Source organism: Flavobacterium sp. AC105, from assembly GCF_979258495.1.
Window position 1 is genome coordinate 1,280,342 of record NZ_OZ409860.1, and the last position, 19,254, is coordinate 1,299,595.

20 protein-coding genes are annotated in these 19,254 nt (G+C 29.9%); 12 read left to right on the plus strand and 8 right to left on the minus strand.

Annotation, left to right across the window (positions count from 1 at the left end; translation table 11 throughout):
• Window positions 1–71: 71 nt before the first annotated feature.
• The gene (locus tag ACZ0AH_RS05800) at window positions 72–758 is read right to left on the minus strand and encodes an ABC transporter ATP-binding protein (protein ID WP_463474875.1); all 687 of its coding nucleotides are present in this window, start codon (window positions 756–758) and stop codon (window positions 72–74) included.
• 309 nt (window positions 759–1,067) lie between these two features.
• Between ACZ0AH_RS05800 and ACZ0AH_RS05805 the strand changes: the two genes are divergently transcribed.
• The gene (locus ACZ0AH_RS05805) at window positions 1,068–1,736 is read left to right on the plus strand and encodes a DUF6565 domain-containing protein (RefSeq protein WP_463474876.1); all 669 of its coding nucleotides are present in this window, start codon (window positions 1,068–1,070) and stop codon (window positions 1,734–1,736) included.
• Window positions 1,737–1,813: 77 nt separating this feature from the next.
• Here ACZ0AH_RS05805 and ACZ0AH_RS05810 read toward each other — a convergent pair whose 3' ends face one another.
• Window positions 1,814–2,203, minus strand: a complete 390-nt coding sequence (locus tag ACZ0AH_RS05810) for an XRE family transcriptional regulator (protein ID WP_463474877.1) — start codon at window positions 2,201–2,203, stop codon at window positions 1,814–1,816.
• Between the two features lie 305 nt (window positions 2,204–2,508).
• Entirely contained in the window at window positions 2,509–3,288 is a 780-nt protein-coding gene (locus ACZ0AH_RS05815; protein ID WP_463474878.1) for an O-methyltransferase, read from the minus strand.
• Between the two features lie 159 nt (window positions 3,289–3,447).
• On the opposite strand from ACZ0AH_RS05815, the gene ACZ0AH_RS05820 reads away from it, so the two are divergent.
• Window positions 3,448–4,998, plus strand: a complete 1,551-nt coding sequence (locus ACZ0AH_RS05820) for an SDR family oxidoreductase (RefSeq protein WP_463474879.1) — start codon at window positions 3,448–3,450, stop codon at window positions 4,996–4,998.
• Between the two features lie 87 nt (window positions 4,999–5,085).
• Here the strand turns inward: ACZ0AH_RS05820 and ACZ0AH_RS05825 are convergent, their stop codons facing one another.
• The 5 genes from ACZ0AH_RS05825 to ACZ0AH_RS05845 form a co-directional block, all read right to left on the minus strand.
• A complete protein-coding gene (locus ACZ0AH_RS05825; RefSeq protein ID WP_463474880.1) occupies window positions 5,086–5,628 on the minus strand; it encodes a hypothetical protein in 543 nt (180 codons plus the stop codon).
• 239 nt (window positions 5,629–5,867) lie between these two features.
• Window positions 5,868–6,341, minus strand: coding sequence for an FKBP-type peptidyl-prolyl cis-trans isomerase (locus ACZ0AH_RS05830; RefSeq protein WP_463474881.1), 474 nt, complete (start codon window positions 6,339–6,341; stop codon window positions 5,868–5,870).
• Between the two features lie 77 nt (window positions 6,342–6,418).
• A complete protein-coding gene (locus ACZ0AH_RS05835; protein ID WP_463474882.1) occupies window positions 6,419–6,793 on the minus strand; it encodes a four helix bundle protein in 375 nt (124 codons plus the stop codon).
• A 97-nt stretch (window positions 6,794–6,890) separates the two neighbouring features.
• Window positions 6,891–8,753 (minus strand): ABC-F family ATP-binding cassette domain-containing protein, encoded by a 1,863-nt coding sequence (locus tag ACZ0AH_RS05840; RefSeq protein WP_463474883.1) that lies wholly within the window; start codon window positions 8,751–8,753, stop codon window positions 6,891–6,893.
• A 48-nt stretch (window positions 8,754–8,801) separates the two neighbouring features.
• The gene (locus ACZ0AH_RS05845; RefSeq protein WP_463474884.1) at window positions 8,802–9,767 is read right to left on the minus strand and encodes a T9SS C-terminal target domain-containing protein; all 966 of its coding nucleotides are present in this window, start codon (window positions 9,765–9,767) and stop codon (window positions 8,802–8,804) included.
• A 354-nt stretch (window positions 9,768–10,121) separates the two neighbouring features.
• On the opposite strand from ACZ0AH_RS05845, the gene ACZ0AH_RS05850 reads away from it, so the two are divergent.
• From ACZ0AH_RS05850 to ACZ0AH_RS05895, 10 genes are all read left to right on the plus strand, one after another.
• Entirely contained in the window at window positions 10,122–10,547 is a 426-nt protein-coding gene (locus tag ACZ0AH_RS05850; protein WP_463474885.1) for an adenylyltransferase/cytidyltransferase family protein, read from the plus strand.
• A 15-nt stretch (window positions 10,548–10,562) separates the two neighbouring features.
• Window positions 10,563–11,513, plus strand: coding sequence for a GDP-L-fucose synthase family protein (locus tag ACZ0AH_RS05855; RefSeq protein ID WP_463474886.1), 951 nt, complete (start codon window positions 10,563–10,565; stop codon window positions 11,511–11,513).
• 77 nt (window positions 11,514–11,590) lie between these two features.
• Window positions 11,591–12,673, plus strand: coding sequence for a GDP-mannose 4,6-dehydratase (gmd, locus tag ACZ0AH_RS05860; protein ID WP_463474887.1), 1,083 nt, complete (start codon window positions 11,591–11,593; stop codon window positions 12,671–12,673).
• Between the two features lie 68 nt (window positions 12,674–12,741).
• On the plus strand, window positions 12,742–13,386 hold the full coding sequence (locus ACZ0AH_RS05865) for an acyltransferase (RefSeq protein ID WP_463474888.1): 645 nt from the start codon (window positions 12,742–12,744) through the stop codon (window positions 13,384–13,386).
• A 115-nt stretch (window positions 13,387–13,501) separates the two neighbouring features.
• Window positions 13,502–14,863 (plus strand): lipopolysaccharide biosynthesis protein, encoded by a 1,362-nt coding sequence (locus tag ACZ0AH_RS05870; RefSeq protein ID WP_463474889.1) that lies wholly within the window; start codon window positions 13,502–13,504, stop codon window positions 14,861–14,863.
• A gap of 109 nt (window positions 14,864–14,972) precedes the next feature.
• The gene (locus ACZ0AH_RS05875) at window positions 14,973–15,569 is read left to right on the plus strand and encodes a CatB-related O-acetyltransferase (RefSeq protein ID WP_463474890.1); all 597 of its coding nucleotides are present in this window, start codon (window positions 14,973–14,975) and stop codon (window positions 15,567–15,569) included.
• Window positions 15,570–15,596: 27 nt separating this feature from the next.
• The gene (locus tag ACZ0AH_RS05880; protein WP_463474891.1) at window positions 15,597–16,820 is read left to right on the plus strand and encodes a hypothetical protein; all 1,224 of its coding nucleotides are present in this window, start codon (window positions 15,597–15,599) and stop codon (window positions 16,818–16,820) included.
• Window positions 16,786–17,655 (plus strand): glycosyltransferase family 2 protein, encoded by an 870-nt coding sequence (locus ACZ0AH_RS05885; RefSeq protein WP_463474892.1) that lies wholly within the window; start codon window positions 16,786–16,788, stop codon window positions 17,653–17,655. The genes ACZ0AH_RS05880 and ACZ0AH_RS05885 overlap by 35 nt, the downstream gene beginning before the upstream one ends.
• The gene (locus ACZ0AH_RS05890) at window positions 17,652–18,221 is read left to right on the plus strand and encodes an acyltransferase (protein WP_463474893.1); all 570 of its coding nucleotides are present in this window, start codon (window positions 17,652–17,654) and stop codon (window positions 18,219–18,221) included. Before ACZ0AH_RS05885 ends, ACZ0AH_RS05890 begins: the two co-directional genes overlap by 4 nt.
• Before the next feature lie 16 nt (window positions 18,222–18,237).
• Complete coding sequence (locus tag ACZ0AH_RS05895; protein ID WP_463474894.1) at window positions 18,238–19,254, plus strand: glycosyltransferase family protein; 1,017 nt, start codon at window positions 18,238–18,240, stop codon at window positions 19,252–19,254.

Consider the following 19,254-nt stretch of genomic DNA (forward strand, 5'->3'; position numbering starts at 1 on the left):
GCTAAGGTTCTGAGATGCTGAGATTCTAAGTTTCCTTTGCGATTAAACGATTAACCAAATAAACATTTAAACTATTTCGTAGTGTCACTTTCAATCAAACCATCTCGCAAACGGATTACGCGATGAGCATAAGCAGCAATATCTTCTTCGTGCGTTACCAGAATTACAGTGTTTCCTAATGCGTGAATGTCTCCAAAGAGTTTCATAATTTCTACAGAAGTTTTACTGTCTAAGTTTCCCGTTGGTTCATCGGCCAATATAATCGAAGGTTTATTGACCAAAGCACGGGCAATTGCCACACGCTGACGTTGTCCTCCGGAAAGCTGGTTGGGCTGGTGATCCATTCTGTCGCCCAAATTTACCTGATTCAATACTTCGACAGCTCTTGCATTACGATCTGATTTTGAATATCCGGCATAAATCATTGGTAATGCTACATTGTCTAACGCGGTAGTTCTGGGTAAAAGATTAAAGGTTTGAAACACAAATCCGATTTCTTTATTTCTAATGCCTGCCAATTCATCATCTTTCATTTGGCTGACATCTTTGCCGTTTAAAACATAATGTCCGGAAGTTGGCGTATCCAGACAACCCAATAAATTCATTAAAGTTGATTTTCCGGATCCTGAAGGTCCCATTAAAGCAACATATTCGCCTTTGTTAATTTCTAAATCAATTCCTTTTAACACATAAACGATTTCGTTGCCTAGTACAAAATCTCGTTTAATGTTGGTTATTTTAATTAATGGATTTGCCATTTCGTTTTACAATTTTGGATTTAAAAGTACAAAACACTTTTCAATAAACGATAAGTAGCCGGAAATTGATTTTTGTTACAATAATAAGTCATTTGCGAATGTTGATTTTTATCCGAATTCAGTATCGTATAAGAGTATATTATATTGATTTAAAAAGTTGTTATATGATTTTAAATTGTTTTTATATAATTATCATATTTTTCGTTTTTTATTAAATTATTTTCAATATAAATATTAAATTTTTGCTAATAATATATGATTATTTAAATTTTTAACTATATTTGTTATGTAATATTAAATATCAGAATTATGAAGAACATACAATTATTATCGGGAATTGCATTAATTGCATTAAGCTTTACATCGTGTAAAGATGAGAAACAAGAGAAAGCTCAAAAAACAATCGACTCTTATGTAGCTTACGTAGATTCGGTTAAAAATGTCAAAGCTGACGATTTGAAAGCAGATTGGAAAGATGTTGACGCTGAGTATAACAGAAGAGCCGAAAATGCTCAACTTGCGCTTGCAGATCTTAAAGATAATACGGCAGCTACTGAGAAAATAAATACAAGCAAAACAAAATACGAAGCATTTAAAACTGAAATGAGCGCTGTTTTAGCCCCGCCGCCGCCGCCAGCTCCAAGCCCAAAACAACAATTAAGAAATGCGTTATTTGGTGAAGGAAAAATTGGTGAAGACATGAATTTTGACTGGGTGAATGCTAAAAACATCCATAGTGTTTATCAACAATTTGTTCATACTGTAGAAGATAACAAAGATAAATATACCAGAGAAGACTGGGATGAAGTAAAATTAATGTATGAAGCACTTGACAGCCGAAAAAATACGGTTGAAAAAGAAGGTCTTACAGCTGAAGATAACAGAAAAATTGCTGGTTTGAAATTGAAATTTGCTCCAATGTATACTTTAAACAGAATGGGTGCAAAATCTGAAGAAACTGCAGCAGCTAAAAAATAATTATTTAAAATTGAATTAGTATGAAAAAGGCGATCAGAAATGATCGCCTTTTTTTATGGTTTGAGCATCTTACTCAATTATTTGCTAATTAGTTTTTCAAGCTTTGTCATCATTTCATCTTTCTCTTTCAGCATACGCTCATATAATGCAATTTTTTCTTCATGCAATTGAATAATCTTTTCAATTGGATTATAGTTATTAATTATTAATGTACTATCACTAAAAGTATTAGCAATAATATTTAATGCCTGATCTTGATCAAAATTTTGAAAAGCTTCAAGAGGAATTTTCATAGAGTTAGAGATTTGTTTCAGTAGGCTTTCTTCAATTATATCTTTTTGTTCCAGTATAGAAATTTTCTTCTGGTTCCAGTCTTCTCCCAAATCATAAGCTAGTGCTTCTTGTTTGATGCCAAGCATTTCTCTGAAGCGTTTTACGTTTCTTCCCTGATGAATTTTCTGTTCCATAATGAGTTTCGTTTTTCTAAAGGTTCAAAGATAAAGCTATCTTTACTAAAAAAAATGAATTTCAAAGATAAAAAAACATCTGATAAAACATCTTTTTTTGTCAGATATTATGTCTGAATTTAGAATAGATTATCTACAATAATAGAATCCCGTTCGCTTCATTGTTCAAGTTAAATTTTGAAAATTTGGAAAGAAGTGAAGCCTATTAATGGGTTCAAAATCTAAAGAAAATAAGAAGTTAAAAAAATAGATTTCGAGATATCTTTAAATAAAAAAATGACAATCAGAAATGATTGTCATTTTTTTTATGCCCTAATTACAAAATGTTCTTTTTCCTGCTCGTATCTAAAAAAGACAAATCCCCATTGAAATGTATCAATTGTTACCGTAACTTTTGGATGGTTTTTAATGTTTTCCCAAGCTTCTTCCATTTCCGGAGACCAATGTATGTCATCAAAAATCCAGACAGCATTATTTGTAATTGTTGGTAATAAAAGATCAAAATAAACTAAAGTCGCTTTTTTAGAATGATTGCCGTCAAAATAAATCAAATCATAATCTATCGCTTGCAGATTTTCGGAAACTAAAAAGTTTTCAAATTCGGTTATAACCGAATCAACATTTTTGCAATCAAAATTATTCAGGTTATTTTGGGCCACATTTGCTGTTTCCGGACAGCCTTCTAACGTAATTACTTTTGCTTGGGGATTTCCTAAGGCAAGGGCAGAAGTCGCTAAACCAAGTGATGTTCCTATTTCCAGAATATTTTTTGGCTGAAAATAATTAGCAACCCTAAATAATAATTCGGCACGTTTTGGAGAAATTCCTGCCGTTTTTGCTATTTTGGAAATTTGCCTTCTGTTTGATTTAAAGACTTTTGAGCCAGCACCAAAATCAGTTACATTAATGAAATTCTTGTTTTGAAGTAATGATTTTCGATATTTTCTTAAAATCGAATATTCAGGTTTTGGTTTGTTATCGTAAAAACTTTTTGTCAATAAATTAAAAACAAATGGCGAATGCACGCCGTGTTCGTTTTTAGAATTCCAAAGGAATTTTAGATAAGATTTTATTTGAAATAACATAGAAATTGGTACAAGTAAGTGCGAAGATAATAAGATAATAGTCTAAGTCAAAGTTTAGAAATCAAAAGAGAAGGCTTTATGATTTTTGACTTTCGGATAGTAACACTTCAAAAGACTATATTTACTGATTTTTAAATTTAAAGTAATACGTTTTTTATAATGTTGAATGAAGAAATAGAAGCAAATAGGATCATAACTCCAGAAGAAATTAATCAATGTATTGCTATTTTGGCGCAATTAAATACAAATACAGATCAAATATTTGATATTCCGAAAGAGCAGCGAATTGCTCTGATAAAAGAAGCAGGAATGTTTTCGAGACCTGACCGAAATGAATTTTCAAGAAGGGTAAAAGACGGAATGCAAGCTACTAAACGTAAAAAGGAAAAGAAAGACAAAACCGCGCGCAAAGAAACCGGAATTAGGCACGCGCGTGAAGCGAGTATATTTGTGGCGCCTAAATTATTAGCTTTTAATGATCTTGCACACAAAGAACAATTAGAACTTGAAACACCAAGAAATTGCTACGTTTGTAAAACAGAGTTTACGAAAATGCATCACTTTTATGATACTATGTGTACGGATTGTGGCGATTTTAATTATGCCAAACGTTTTCAAACGGCAGATGTTAAAGGACAAATTGCTGTTATCACCGGTTCGCGATTAAAAATTGGATATCATATTACTTTGATGCTTTTGCGTGGCGGTGCAACTGTTATTGCTACAACCCGATTTCCGGTAGATTCTGCTTTGCGTTTTGCTAAGGAAGAAGATTTTATGGAATGGGGACATCGTTTGAAAATTCACGGATTAGATTTAAGACATATTCCGAGTGTGGAGATTTTTTGCAACTTTATTGAGCAAAAGTACGAACGATTGGATATTCTGATCAATAATGCTGCACAAACAGTGAGACGTCCGGCAGGATTTTATTCCCATTTAATGGAAAATGAAGAACTTCCAATTCATTTACTTCCAAAAAAAGCACAGGAATTATTATTGGATCATCTGAATTGCCTTGATGAATTAAAAGTTTTAACGTCTGGAGCTTCTTCAAATGAAAATATGCCCGTAACATGGCATGGACCAGAACCTGGAATTGGTTTGCGGGCTTCGGCACAATTATCTCAAATTCCGTATTCTTTTGATAATGCTTTGGTAGCAAATGAAGTTTTTCCGGAAGGTGAACTTGACGCCGATTTACAGCAAGTCGATTTACGAAAAACAAACAGTTGGCGTTTGCGTTTAGGACAAATAGAAACGACGGAAATGATCGAAGTACAATTGGTAAATTCTGTTGCGCCTTTTGTTTTATGCAACCGACTTTCAGAAGTGATGAAGAAAGACAATACAGGACAAAAGCACATTATTAATGTTTCTGCGATGGAAGGAAAATTTCACCGTTTTTTCAAGGAAGATCGTCATCCGCATACAAATATGGCAAAAGCAGCTCTAAATATGTTAACGCATACTTCGTCAGGAACTTTGGCAAAACACGGAATTTTTATGAATGCGGTTGATACAGGCTGGGTAACCGATGAAGATCCTGCTGAATTGGCAAAAAAGAAACAGGAATTAGAAGATTTTCAGCCGCCACTTGATATTGTTGATGGCGCAGCACGTGTTATGGATCCTTTGTTTGACGGAATAAATACTGGAAAACATTGGTGCGGAAAATTTCTTAAAGATTATAATCCGATTCCCTGGTAGAATTTAGTTTTCAGTCTCAGTTTTCAGTTTAAAATAAAAACCACAACAGAATTAATTTTGTTGTGGTTTTTTTGAAAAAGAAATAGATTAACGGTAAATATTCACACCATTATTTGCTTGCCATTGCTGTTCAAGATATTCAGCATCTTCGTTATTACGTGGGTGAACGCCTAGAACTACGTGACCATTTTTAATTCCGTCTTCATAAACTTTAGCTCTGTCTTCAGGAATTCCAGATCCTACTAAAGCACCAATTAAACCGCCTGTAATTCCTCCGGCACCAGCACCGGCTAATCCTGCTGCTAATGGACCAGCGATAATTAATCCTAATCCAGGAATAACAAGACTAGTTCCTAAAGCAGCAACAACACCTACAATTGCACCAATTGTTCCTCCAATTGCAGAACCAGTTCCAGCAGTTTCGGCTGCTTTTGTTCCTAATTCTGAATGATCATCTTTGTCAGAATAATATTTTTTTCGAGTATCATCTGACATTATAAGATTGATTTCATCTTTTGTATAACCTCTTTCATTTAGATTGCCATACGCTCTTTCTATACTATCGCGATCTGAAAACATTCCAGTTAATACTTCACGTTTTGTTCCGTCAGGATTATGTAAATTTTCCATTTTTTATATGTTTAATTGTGAATTTATTTTCACTTAAACAAAGCTCGGAAAACAGATAATTTATTGCTTATACAATTTTTTGAATTTATTACATAATGAAAATTAGGTTTTACCAAAATTGAAGATGTTTTTATACTATTAATTCAAAGACATAACTATTTTGAAAATCCATTTTACTCCAAAAAAAAGACCGCAGTAAGTTTACTACGGTCTTTTTATATAGTGTTTTTTTGCAGAAATTAATTTACTGAAAGTAACTTTACATCAAAAATTAATACAGAACCTCCGGGAATTCCTCTGTAATCAAAGCTTCCATAACCTAAATGTGAAGGAACTAAAAGAATGCCGCTTCCACCGGTTTTAAAATACGGAATACCTTCTGTCCATCCTTTGATTACACCATTTAAAGGAAATGAAATACCTACAGAAGGACTTTGGTCAAATATAGTTCCGTTAGAATAGTAACCTTTGTAAGCAACTGTTACATTAGATGTTGCTGTAGGTTGTGTTCCTGTTCCCGGATCATTTATAACATAATATAAACCGGTATCGCTTTTTATGGCTGTTAATTTGTTTTTTGCAATATAATCTGTGATTTCTTTATCGTTTTCAACAGTATAATCTGTTTTAATTGGTCCTGAGTTTTTGTCGTCGTTATTAACACAAGAAACAAAGAGTGTCAAAGCAAATAGTGCAGATAGTAGCTTTTTCATAGGAGTATTGTGATAGAAGTTATTAAAAGGGCTAATATAATAAAAAGAGTTTTAGTCTCAGTCTCAGTTTTCAGTTTCTATGATTGAGTATTACAGCCAAATTTATTTGGATTATTTATCATGTAGTTTATTAGTTTTCCTATTTCATTACTTTTCAAATTTAAAATATCAAATGTTGATTTATTGATATAATCACATTTAAGAGCGAATTCTAACCAAACGTTAGTTTCTGAATTTTCAGCATCACTGTCAGTTAATTTACTGATAAAGTAATTAACATATCTCCTTTTTCGATAAGATTCTGCAATATTTGCACAGACATTTCTTGAAGAACGCCTTATTTGATCAGTTAATGAATATCTTTCTTCTTTTGGAAATGACTTTGATAATTCAAATACTTCCATTACAAGTTCAAACGACTTTTTATAAGCTAATAATTCTTTAAAATCCATTATTCTTTTTTGCAAGGATAACAAAAAAAGAAAGAAAAGTATTGCTATTTATAGAAATTTCACAATCAAACTGAAAACTGAAACTGAAAACTAAATACTATCCCTCAATTTTAGCAGAAAGTTCAAACCAACGTTCTTCTTTCTGATCTATTTTATTGATGATATTTTGCAATTCATTTGCTTTTTTCTCGATGTCGGCATCGGCAACTTTTCCTTCAGAGAATAATTGTTCAATTTTAGTTTTATCAATTTCTAAATCTTTAATTTCTCTTTCCAGTTTTTGATATTCTTTTTGCTCGTTGAAAGTTAAATTTCCTGTTGGATTATTTTGTTTCCAATCTTTCTTTTCGGCTTTGTTTTCTTCTTTCTGGGCAACATCGGCACTATCTTCATAAGCTCTGAAATCAGAGTAGTTTCCCGGGAAGTTTTCGATTTCGCCATTTCCTCTGAAAACGAATAAATGATCGACAATTTTATCCATAAAATAACGGTCGTGCGATACAACAAGCAAACAGCCAGGATAATCTAAAAGAAAGCTTTCTAATACATTTAACGTTACAATATCTAAATCGTTTGTTGGCTCATCCAGAATTAAAAAGTTAGGATTTTGAATCAGAACTGTACATAAATAAAGACGTTTTAATTCTCCACCACTTAATTTTTCAACAAAATCGTATTGTTTTTTAGCATCAAAAAGAAAACGCTCCAGCAATTGTGAAGCCGAAATCATACGGCCTTTTGCAAGTGGAATAAATTCTCCGTATTCCTTAATAATATCAATGACACGCTGATTTGGTTTCGGGTTAATTCCGGTTTGCGTGTAATAACCAATTTTTATCGTTTCACCTTTTACAACACGTCCGCTGTCTAATGGAAGGGTTCCTGTTAAAAGATTTAAAAAAGTAGATTTTCCTGTTCCGTTTTTACCAATAATTCCAATACGTTCACCACGCTGAAAATCAAAACTAAAATTGTCAAGAATAACATGATCTTTAAATTTTTTCGAAATTTTGTGAAGCTCGATAATCTTGCTTCCCATACGTTCCATATTAATTTCAAGTTCAACTTTGTTTTCAAGGCGACGACTTTGGGCTTTTTCTTTAATTAAATAAAAATCATCCTGACGGGATTTAGATTTTGTCGTTCTCGCTTTTGGCTGGCGGCGCATCCATTCTAATTCTTTTACAAATAAGTTTTTAGCTTTATCGACACTGGCATTTTCAGAAGTAATTCTTTCTTCTTTTTTCTCTAAATAATAAGAATAATTTCCTTTGTATTGGTATAATTTTCCGTTGTCTAATTCTATGATTTCATTACAAACACGCTCTAAAAAGAAACGGTCGTGCGTAACCATAAACAACGTAATATTTTCTTTTGCAAAATAACTTTCAAGCCATTCGATCATTTCAAGATCTAAGTGGTTGGTAGGTTCATCCAAAATCAATAAATCAGGTCGATTAATCAAAATAATCGCCAATGAAAGACGTTTTTTTTGCCCTCCGGAAAGATTTTTTACTTTAAGTTTAAAATCTTCCAGTTTTAATTTGAATAAAATTTGCTTATATTGTGTTTCAAAATCCCAGGCATTATGCTGGTCCATTCCGTCAAAAGCTTTTTGATACGCTTCTTCATCGTCTGGATTTTCAAGTGCTTTTTCGTATTTTTCAATAACTTTTAAAGTCTCATTGTCTGATGCAAAAATACTTTCTTCAATACTCAATTCTTCCTGCAAATTGTTGTTTTGCGACAAAAAGGCCATTTTAATGCCTTTTCTTAAAACTACCTGACCCGTATCTGGTTCGTCTAAACCATTAATAATGCTCATAATGGTTGTTTTTCCAGAACCATTTTTGGCAATAAAAGCAATTTTTTGATCCTTATTGATACCAAATGAAATGTTGTCGAATAAGGTTTTTTCACCAAAAGATTTTGATATATTTTCTACAGATAAGTAATTCACAATAGTAATTTTTTTGCAAAAGTAAACTATTATATTGCCATTTACGAATTATTTATGGAGATAAGAATTCAATAGAGGACTTAAATCTACGCGATGAATTTGTTGTGGAATGTTTAAAATTGGTTTTCTGATTAAAGATTCATTTGTCAGATAATAATGTAAACCGTCTTGAGTTGCAATTCCTTCTATTTGATGAAATGAAAGCTGAAGATCGATTCGTCGCTTATTTCCGGATAAAAAGTCATTGTTTTTATAGTCGTATAAAAGATATAGAAACGGTTTTCCAATTTTAGAATATCCGCAAAGTACAATTAGTTTTTTTGATTCTAAATATGTTGCGCCCGTAACTAAGCCTTTTGTATTAAGGGAATCTTTTAGTTGGGCAATATGATTTCCTGCCTGATTAGGTAAAATGTAAATATTTGTTTTAGAATTGTTCCATTGTTTTGTAAAGAGATAAATACTGTCTTTTGAAACAATAAATGCTTCACAATCAAAATTGGTTGTATTGTGTTTTTTTGGAGAAAAATCAGTTTGATCAGAATAAGTAAAAGAAATTGTTTCTATGTTTGGATTTTCTAGTAAAAATGATTTTTTTTCGATTTTTAGAATATGTAAATCGGTTCTGTTTCCCGAGTAATTATTGCCGAAATCTCCAATATAGAGATAACTGCTATCTTGTGAAATTTCTTCCCAGTCATGATTGGTAATTTTATTAAGAATTATTTTTTTTTGGATTTTGCCTAAAGTATCTAATCCGTAAATAGTTTTGTCATGATCATCATTATGTGTCCATAATAAGTTGTCAAAAGCGATTAATCCAGACGTTTCTTTAACAGAATCGTTTAGTTTTTTTGAATATTCAGGCCTAACCCGGGCAATTTTATACAAACAACTTCCGTTATTCAGATTTGCTTCAGGATTATAATTTTCAGAAAGAGGATCTGTACATCCTGAAATTTGTGCATAAGCAGCAGGAATGTTTATAAGGAGAAAAAAAAATACTTTTTTCATTTTATGATTTCATTTGTAAGTTACAAAAATAAGTTTTTGTAATAGACTTGAGTATTTGCCTTTAAAAAGATTAGGTTTTTAATATATCAGATTAAGACATTTCTCGCTTTTGCATTTTTTGAAACCATTTGTAAGTATTAGTTTTGCAAAAAATTAACGAGGATTCTCTTTGTGAAGCATGTATATGATTGATATTGAGGTTGAAGACTGAAAATATTGGTTTTAATAAAATTTAATAGCAATTTTTTTAGTTTAAAAGTCTAATAAATGTTAATATATTTGCAAATCATGTTTTTTTCTGATTTCACAATGTGAGTTAGAGAAGCGGAGCTGTGCCTTATAATAAAATGTTTTATGAAAATAGGAATAACTTTTAGTGCTTTTGATTTGCTGCATGCAGGTCATATCACCATGTTAGAAGAAGCAAAGCGTCAATGTGATTATTTAATTGTTGGTTTACAAATAGATCCGGCATTTGATCGTCCTGAAAAAAATAGTCCAACTCAAACAGTAGTTGAACGATATATACAACTTAAAGGTTGTAAATTTGTGGATGAAATTGTTCCGTATGCAACAGAACAGGATTTAGATGATATACTTCGCTCTTTTAAAATTGATGTTCGTATTTTAGGAGACGAGTATAAAGATAAAAATTTTACAGGAAGAGTTTATTGCGAAGAAAAAGGTATAGAGCTATACTTTAATGTTCGTGATCATCGTTTTTCGAGTAGTGGTCTAAGAAAAGAAGTTGCAGTTAGGGAATTAAATAAAGTACAATAACTTTTAAATTTAGATATGGATAAAGAGAGCAAAATTTATATAGCTGGGCATAATGGAATGGTAGGTAGTGCCATTTGGAGAACATTAGCTGATAAAGGATTTAATAATTTAATAGGTGTTTCCAGTAAAGAATTAGATCTTAGAAATCAACAAGCAGTCCGTGATTTTATTGCAAAAGAAAATCCGGATGTTATTATAGATGCTGCAGCTCGTGTTGGTGGGATTTTAGCTAATAATGATTATCCATATAAGTTTATTATGGAAAACATGCAAATCCAGAATAACTTAATAGATTCAGCATTAGAAAATGATGTTGAGAAATTTATTTTTCTTGGAAGTTCTTGTATTTATCCAAAATTAGCTCCACAACCTTTAAAAGAAGATTATTTGTTGACAGATACTCTTGAGCCAACAAATGAATGGTATGCTATCGCAAAAATTACCGGAGTCAAAACATGTCAGGCTATTAGAAAGCAATTCGGTAAAGATTACGTAAGTCTTATGCCAACCAATTTATACGGGACCTATGATAATTTCGATTTAAATACTTCGCATGTTTTACCTGCGATGATTCGAAAATTTCATGAAGCAAAAGAAAACAATAATGCTCCTGTAACACTTTGGGGGAGCGGAACACCAATGCGTGAATTTTTATTTGTTGATGATATGGCGAAAGCAGTTGTTTTTGCTTTAGAAAATAAATTACCGGATTATCTATATAACGTAGGAACAGGAGAGGATTTGACAATTAAAGAATTAGCAGAAACTATTCAGAAAATTACAGGTCATAAAGGAGAAATTATTTGGGATTCAACAAAACCAGACGGAACCCCAAGAAAATTAATGGATGTTTCTAAAATGCACGAACTAGGGTGGAAGCATCAGATAGAACTTCAGGAAGGAATTCAAAAAACATATGATTGGTTTTTGAATAACATAGAAAATTTTAAAGAAGTTAAATTGTAAGTGAAATAAATGTCTTTTAAAAAGCATTTAATTAATACTTACTTATAACTAAAAACCATACTCAAAACTCAAAATTCATGAGCACAAAAAAAGTAGCACTTGTAACAGGAATCACAGGTCAGGACGGATCATATTTAGCCGAATTATTATTAGAAAAAGGATATCAGGTACACGGAGTTAAAAGACGCGCCTCTTCTTTTAATACACAAAGAATTGATCATATCTATCAAGATCAGCATGAGTCAAATGTTGATTTTAAATTACATTATGGAGATTTGACTGATTCTACTAATATTATTAGAATAATTCAGGAAGTACAACCTGATGAGATTTATAATTTAGGTGCTATGTCTCATGTAAAAGTGTCTTTTGATTCTCCTGAATATGTAGCAAATGTAGATGGATTAGGAACATTAAGAATTTTAGAAGCAGTAAGAATACTTGGTCTAGAGAAAAAGACAAGAGTATACCAAGCTTCGACTTCAGAGCTTTATGGAGGTTTGGCAGAGAATAAAAACGAAAAAGGGTTTTATGACGAAAACTCACCTTTTTACCCACGTTCTCCGTACGGTGCTGCTAAAATTTATGGTTTTTGGATAACTAAAAATTACCGAGAAGCTTATAATATGTTTGCATGTAATGGTATTTTGTTTAATCATGAATCTCCAAGACGTGGCGAAACTTTTGTAACTCGTAAAATTACTATGGCAACTGCTGCTATTGCAAAAGGAAAACAAGAGTGTCTTTACCTTGGAAACTTAAACTCACAAAGAGATTGGGGACATGCGAAAGATTATGTTGAAGCAATGTGGAGAATCCTGCAACAAGATACACCAGAAGATTATGTAATAGCGACAGGTGTGACTACTTATATTAGAGATTTCGTGAGAATGGCTTTTGCAGAAGTAGGCATAGAACTAGCTTTTGAAGGAGAAAATGAGAGCGAAGTAGCTAAAATTGTAGCTTGCAACAATCCGTTATATCAACTTGAAATAGGAAAAGTAGTTGTACGCGTAGATCCTGAATATTACCGTCCTACAGAAGTAGATCTTCTAATTGGAGATCCTACAAAATCTAAAACACAATTAGGATGGAAGCCTCAATATGATTTGGCAGCTTTAGTAAAAGAGATGGTAGCGAGTGATTTGAAATTGTTTTAAAAACTAGTTTTTTGAAGTTAGAACTCAAATGTTGAAAAGAACATCGAATCCATTTTGAAAAGCAATAAATGACTAAGTTATCAAAATTTTTAGGAAAATTAAAAAAATCAGAAAGTAATTTTATTATTGTCTTATTAAGATTTTTTTGGATAAAAATTTTTAATCAAAAATCATTTCTATTACATCAAAAAGTCAAAATTTATGGATTGAAGAATATTCAGGCAACAAATTTAATTGAAATAGGGATTAATTATGTAGGATTTAGTCATAAGACTGATAAAACTTTTTTAAACATTAAAGGGAGATTGGTATTTAAAGGTAAATATTCTATAGGTAGAGGATGTAGATTTGATATCGGAGAAAATGCATTAGTTTCAATTGGATCTGGTGGCTATATCAATTGCAATACAGACTTAATTATAATGCATAAGTTACAAATTGGAGATAACTGTGCTATTTCATGGAATTGTCAATTTCTTGATGAAGATTTTCATGAAATTACCTATTCAGGAAAGAAAATAACTGAAAATTCTATTATAATTGGTGACAATGTTTGGATTGGTTGTGGAGTGAAAATTTATAAGGGAACTATTATTCCAAACGGATGTGTAATAGCATCAGATACTATAGTTAAAGGTATTTTTGAAATTGAAAATTCATTAATTGGTGGAAATCCGGCGAGAGTAATAAAAGAACGAATAGTTTGGAAGTAATTCTAAAAGTAGATAATTGATATTATCTATTAAAAAAATAGATAACTGAACAAGAATAATAGTTATTCAATCTTAATCCATTGATGAATTAAAATACTTAGATAGAAAAAAATTAATGCAAATAATTAGAAAAATTTACAATAAAGTTGGTATTAGCAGTAATAGAACAAAGAATATAACAAAACATGTTTTTATTTCGTTTTTATATAAAGGAGGAAGTATAATTTCTTCACTGTTAATGGTTCCTCTTACTATAAAGTTTTTAGATACAGAGAATTATGGAATTTGGCTAGCTCTCAGTTCTTTTATTGCTTGGTTCTCCTTTTTTGACATAGGTTTAGGTAACGGTTTAAGAAACAAATTTGCAGAAGCTAAAGCAAAAGGTGATTTAACTTTGGCCAAAGCATATGTTAGTTCAGCTTATTTTACAATTGGTAGTCTTTGTTTGTTACTCATCATAGCTTTTTTTGGATTTAACTTTTTTATTGATTGGTCAAAAGTTTTTAATTCAAGTATTAATTTGCAAAACCAACTTAGTCTATTGATGCCAATAGTATTTGCTTTTTTTTGTATGCAATTAGTGTTTAAATTAATTACAACAATATATACAGCCGATCAACATCATTCCATGCAGGGAAAAATAAATTTTTATACGTCCCTAAGTTCATTAATTGCAGTATGGGTGATGATACATTTAGCACAAAGTTCTTTATTACTTTTTGGAACAGTATTTTCATTTTTACCAGTAATGATATTAATTGCTCTGAATTTATTTGCATTCAAAGGAATATACAAAGACTATAAACCAACTTTTTATTTATGGAAAAAGGAATATTTACGTGATATTTTTGGATTAGGGATAAGTTTTTTTATAATTCAAATAGCAGGAATAATTTTGTTTTCGACAGATAATCTTATAATAACACAGATTTATGGTCCAGAGCAGGTAGTTCCTTTTAATATTGCTTTTAAATATTTAAGTATTTCAAATATGGTAGTTTCAATAATATTAACTCCATATTGGTCATCTATAACAGAAGCTTATATAAATGAAGATTATAATTGGATTAAAAAATCCATGAGTAATTTAATAAAGATATCTCTGGGAGCAATTTTTTTAATTTTTATTATGGTTGTTCTTTCTCCAATGGCTTATGAATTTTGGGTTGGTAATGAGGTAAATATTCCAATGTCATTAACTTTTTTTATGGGTATATATTTTGCGATGACAATTTTTTATGGACCATATACATATTTTATTAATGGAACAGGAAAAGTAAGACTTCAAATGTACTCAATTGTAATTACAGCTATATTAAATGTTCCATTATCAATATATTTAGCTAAAAATGTTGGACTTGGTATTTCTGGTGTTATTTTAGCTACAATTTTGTGTTTAGTTCCACATGTAATACTTTGTCCCTTGCAATATTATAAGATTATTAATAACAAGGCTAATGGAATTTGGAATAAATAGATAATATTAATTTTTTATCTATCTATTTATCTGAATTTAAATAAATAAAAAAAGAATAAATTTTTATATGCTAATTTTTTTTAAAAATTTAAGAAGCTTATGCTTGGCAATGTTTAGAGATAAAATTTATTGGGACACTAATGTTAGTGGAGATAATAATATAAGCAAGCATGCTAAAGTTTATGGGCCACATTTTATTAAATATGTTACAGTTGGTCAAGGGACTTATATTGCACCTAATTCAACAATAACATATGCAGAAATTGGTAATTTTTGTTCAATAGGACCAAATTTTTTTTGTGGATGGGGTATTCATCCAATTAATGGTATTTCGACAAGTCCAGCCTTTTATTCGACTAAAAAGCAAGCGGGTTTTACCTATAGTAAAACAAACAAAATTAATGAAAGAGAATTAATAGTTATTGGTAATGATGTATTTATTGGAGCTAATGTAACTGTTTTGGATGGTATTAAAATTGGCGATGGAGCAGTAATTGGTGCTGGTTCTGTAGTAAGTAAAGATATTCCAGCATATGCGGTAGCAGTTGGTACACCAATTAAAATTATAAAATATAGATTTGAAAAAGAAGTAATCAATAGTTTGCTAAAGATTAAATGGTGGGAAGATAAATCTCTATTTCAAGATGTTGAATTATATTTTTATGATATTAATGGTTTTATAGCAAAACACGATGAAAATGACTAGGTTATTTTCTTTAATTTATTTTTTTAAATGAGATATAATTTTAGTTTTTTCATTTTATTATTTCTTGCACTTGCTTCTTCAAGATTATTTTCTTTTACTTTAATAGAAAATAATTATTTTAATTATCTCGAGGTAATAATTGCATGTTTAATTGTAATTGCATGTTTGTTAAATTTTAGAAAAATTCTGAACAGCAAAGTGGAATTCCCAGAAGTTAAATGGTTAACAATTATAGGTGTATTTTCTTTTTTACCAGCTTTAATTTTCCATAATCAACAGATTTCTCTAAGTTTAATTGCGTCAAGAATTAGTTATTTTTGGTTAGGATATTATTTACTGAAAATTAATAAGGTAAAAATAAAAGATTTACATAATGTAATGATTTTTGTAGGAATGTGCTGGAGTATAATAATGATCTTGCAACAACTAACCTATCCGATTATTTATTTTAACTTTTTAAATGATAGTGAGTTTGAAATAAATAGGTATGAAGAAAGGGGTAATTTATTAAGAATATTTGTAGACGGATCATCATTTGGATTTTATTTTTTATTCTATTATTGGAAGAAGTTATTAAAAAATGTAAATATTAAAACTATTTTTTTATTTTCAATTGGTCTTTTAGGAATTTTATTAACAGGCTCCAGACAAATAATTTTTAGTGTCTTTCTTGTTTTTTTGTTTAGTATACTTTCTAAAATAAAAAGTATTGCAAGATATAATACAAAATTCATTTTTGTTCTCGTTAGTCTTATATTTTTTATTATTGCATTTGCAGGTGATTACCTCCTTTCTTTAATTAATCTGTCAGTTGAACAAAATGTGACGTCCAGTAATTATATTAGAATATTAGAAATTAAATTTTTTGCGATTGATTACTGGCCAAATTCTTTCGCTATGGTTATTGGAAATGGATGGGATCATTCGTTAAGTGATTATGGTAAAGAAATAATTAATTATAAAGAAATGTATGGATTTTATAGAAGTGATGTCGGTTTAATAGGTGCTTTTAATAAATTTGGAGCTTTATATTTATTTGTTGTTGTGTCAATGATTTTTAGAATTTTACGTAGAAATAATAAATTAATTGTTCCGGAAATCATTAAATATTTCTTTTTACTTCTATTATTGACATCTATTTCAGGTGTAAATTTCTTTGAAACATCATCTTGGATATTTGTGTTAATCTCTTTACTATATATTACAGATAAATATAATGAAAAAAATCTCAATTTTAATTCCCATATATAACAGAATAGAAGTTACTAAAAAAGGTATTCTCAATATTCATAGGATGCTATCTAATATTATTGATAATGTAAACTATAATTTTAATATTATTATAATTGATGATGGTTCAAACGATGGAAGTGCTGACTGGATTAAAGAAAATTATCCGGAAATTAAAGTATTAAAAGGAGATGGTAATTTATGGTGGACTGGTTCTGTTGACTGGGGAGCTAAAATTGCTGTTAATGAATTGAAATCTGACTATGTACTACTTTGGAATGATGATACGATTTGTAATGATAATTATTTTATAGAATTATTAAATATTATGAATGAGCCATTTTATGGAGATAAAATTCTTGTATCTAAAGTTTTGTGGCAAGATAAAAGGGATTTACTTTTTAATTTTGGATGTTATTTTAATCCAAAAACAGGAGAAAAGATTTTGATAGGTGCTAATCAAAATGATGGAGGTAAATTTCAAGAAATAATTAAAGTAGATTGGTCAGGAGGCATGGGAACTTTAATTCCATCAAATATTTTAAAAGAAATAAATTTTTTTGACCCGCAGAATTTCCCACAATATCACGGAGATAGTGATATGTTCCTACGGGCAAAAAAAAAGGGCTATGAAACATTTGCAATACCAACCCTTAAGGTTTATAATGATAGAGGAACTTCTGGTATAAAGAAAATAAAAAATTTAAGAGATTTGAAGGCCTATTTTACGTCAAATAGGTCTAACTATAATTTTAAACAAAATATAAATTTTTATAAATTACATACACAAGGATTTAGACCGTGGATTAATTTTGGTAAATATTATATGAAAGCCTTTTTAATTTCAATAAGATGAAAAAAACAATAAAAAACTTTTTTAAATTTATAATTCCATTGAGATTGTATTTATACAATGCTTTTTTTACCAAGATTCCTTTTTCCAATATTCGATTAATTTTTACAAGATTTTACATTGAACTTGGAGATCACTCTAATGTTTTGTCTAATGTTCGATTTCTTTTTTCAGATTTAAAAAAAGAAAAAAATATAAAAATTGGTAAAAATTCTATAGTGAATCCTGATTGTATTTTGGATGGTAGGCAAGGAACTATAGAAATTAGAAATAATGTTGATATAGGAAGAGGGACCTGGATCTTCACTCTGGAACATGATCCTCACTCAGATTATCATTCAACAACGTTCGGAAATGTTATAATAGAAGACCATGTATGGATTGCATCCAGAGTAATTATTTTGCCTGGCGTTACTATAGGAAAAGGAAGTGTTATTGCTTGCGGTGCAGTTGTTACTAAAGACATACCTCCAATGTCAATTGCAGGTGGTGTTCCTGCAAAAGTTTTAGGAAGTCGAAATTCAAAACTATTGTACGAGAATAATTACTTTCCTTATTTTCTGTTATGAATTATATAATAAAAAAATGAGTTTATCTGTTTATGTTTATCCAATAGTTCCTATTCAATCTTCGGCTACAAAAAATCCATATGTAAATGATCTTATTTCGTCTTTAGAATTTTGCGGAAATGAAGTTGTAAATAAAAACGATGAAAGACATAACGGTGTGTTTTCTATTTTTCATTATTTTTTTAAAACTGATATTTTCTATTTTAATTGGATAGAATATTTAGCTAAGAAAAAGTATGGGTATTTTCAGTTAATTGTTTTTCTGTTTCAAATTATATTAATAAAACTATTCAATAAAAAAATAGTATGGACTTTACATAATTTAAGCTCTCATTATTCGAATGATGGAATTTATAAATTTCTACAAAATGTCATGTTAAAATTTTCGGATATAATTATAATTCATACTAAGGAGTCTTATAGTTTTTTAGAAAGTAAAAATGTAGATAAGAACAAAGTCCTATATTTTTTCCATCCTTTTAATAAAAAAACAAATTCATTAAACGATTTACAAGTTCAAAAAAAAAATGATATATTAATTTGGGGTTTAATGAGTCCTTATAAAGGTATTTATGAATTTATGAATTATATAAAAAAGGAAGGTCTAGATTATAGAATCCTTTTGGCAGGTAAATTTCCTGACACTAATTATTTTAATAAAGTAAGTGAAGTAGCTACCGAAAATACTATAATTATTAATTCATTCATTGATGATGCAGATTTGGCAAACTTACATCTTCAATCGAAATTTATTTTATTTCCCTATACCAGTTTAAGTGTTTTGAATTCAGGATCATTGACATTTTCTCTTTCTTATTGTAACAATATAATTGGTCCAAACAGAGGTGCATTTAAAGAGTTGGGAGATTTGGGTATAATTAAAAATTTTGATTCATATGATGATATAACAATACATTTAAAAGAAAATTTTGAAAATTCAAAAACTAATGATTTAATAAATGATTATATTTTAAATCACAGTTGGGATCATTTTTGCATAGAGTTAGATAAAATGCTTATAAAATTATATTAA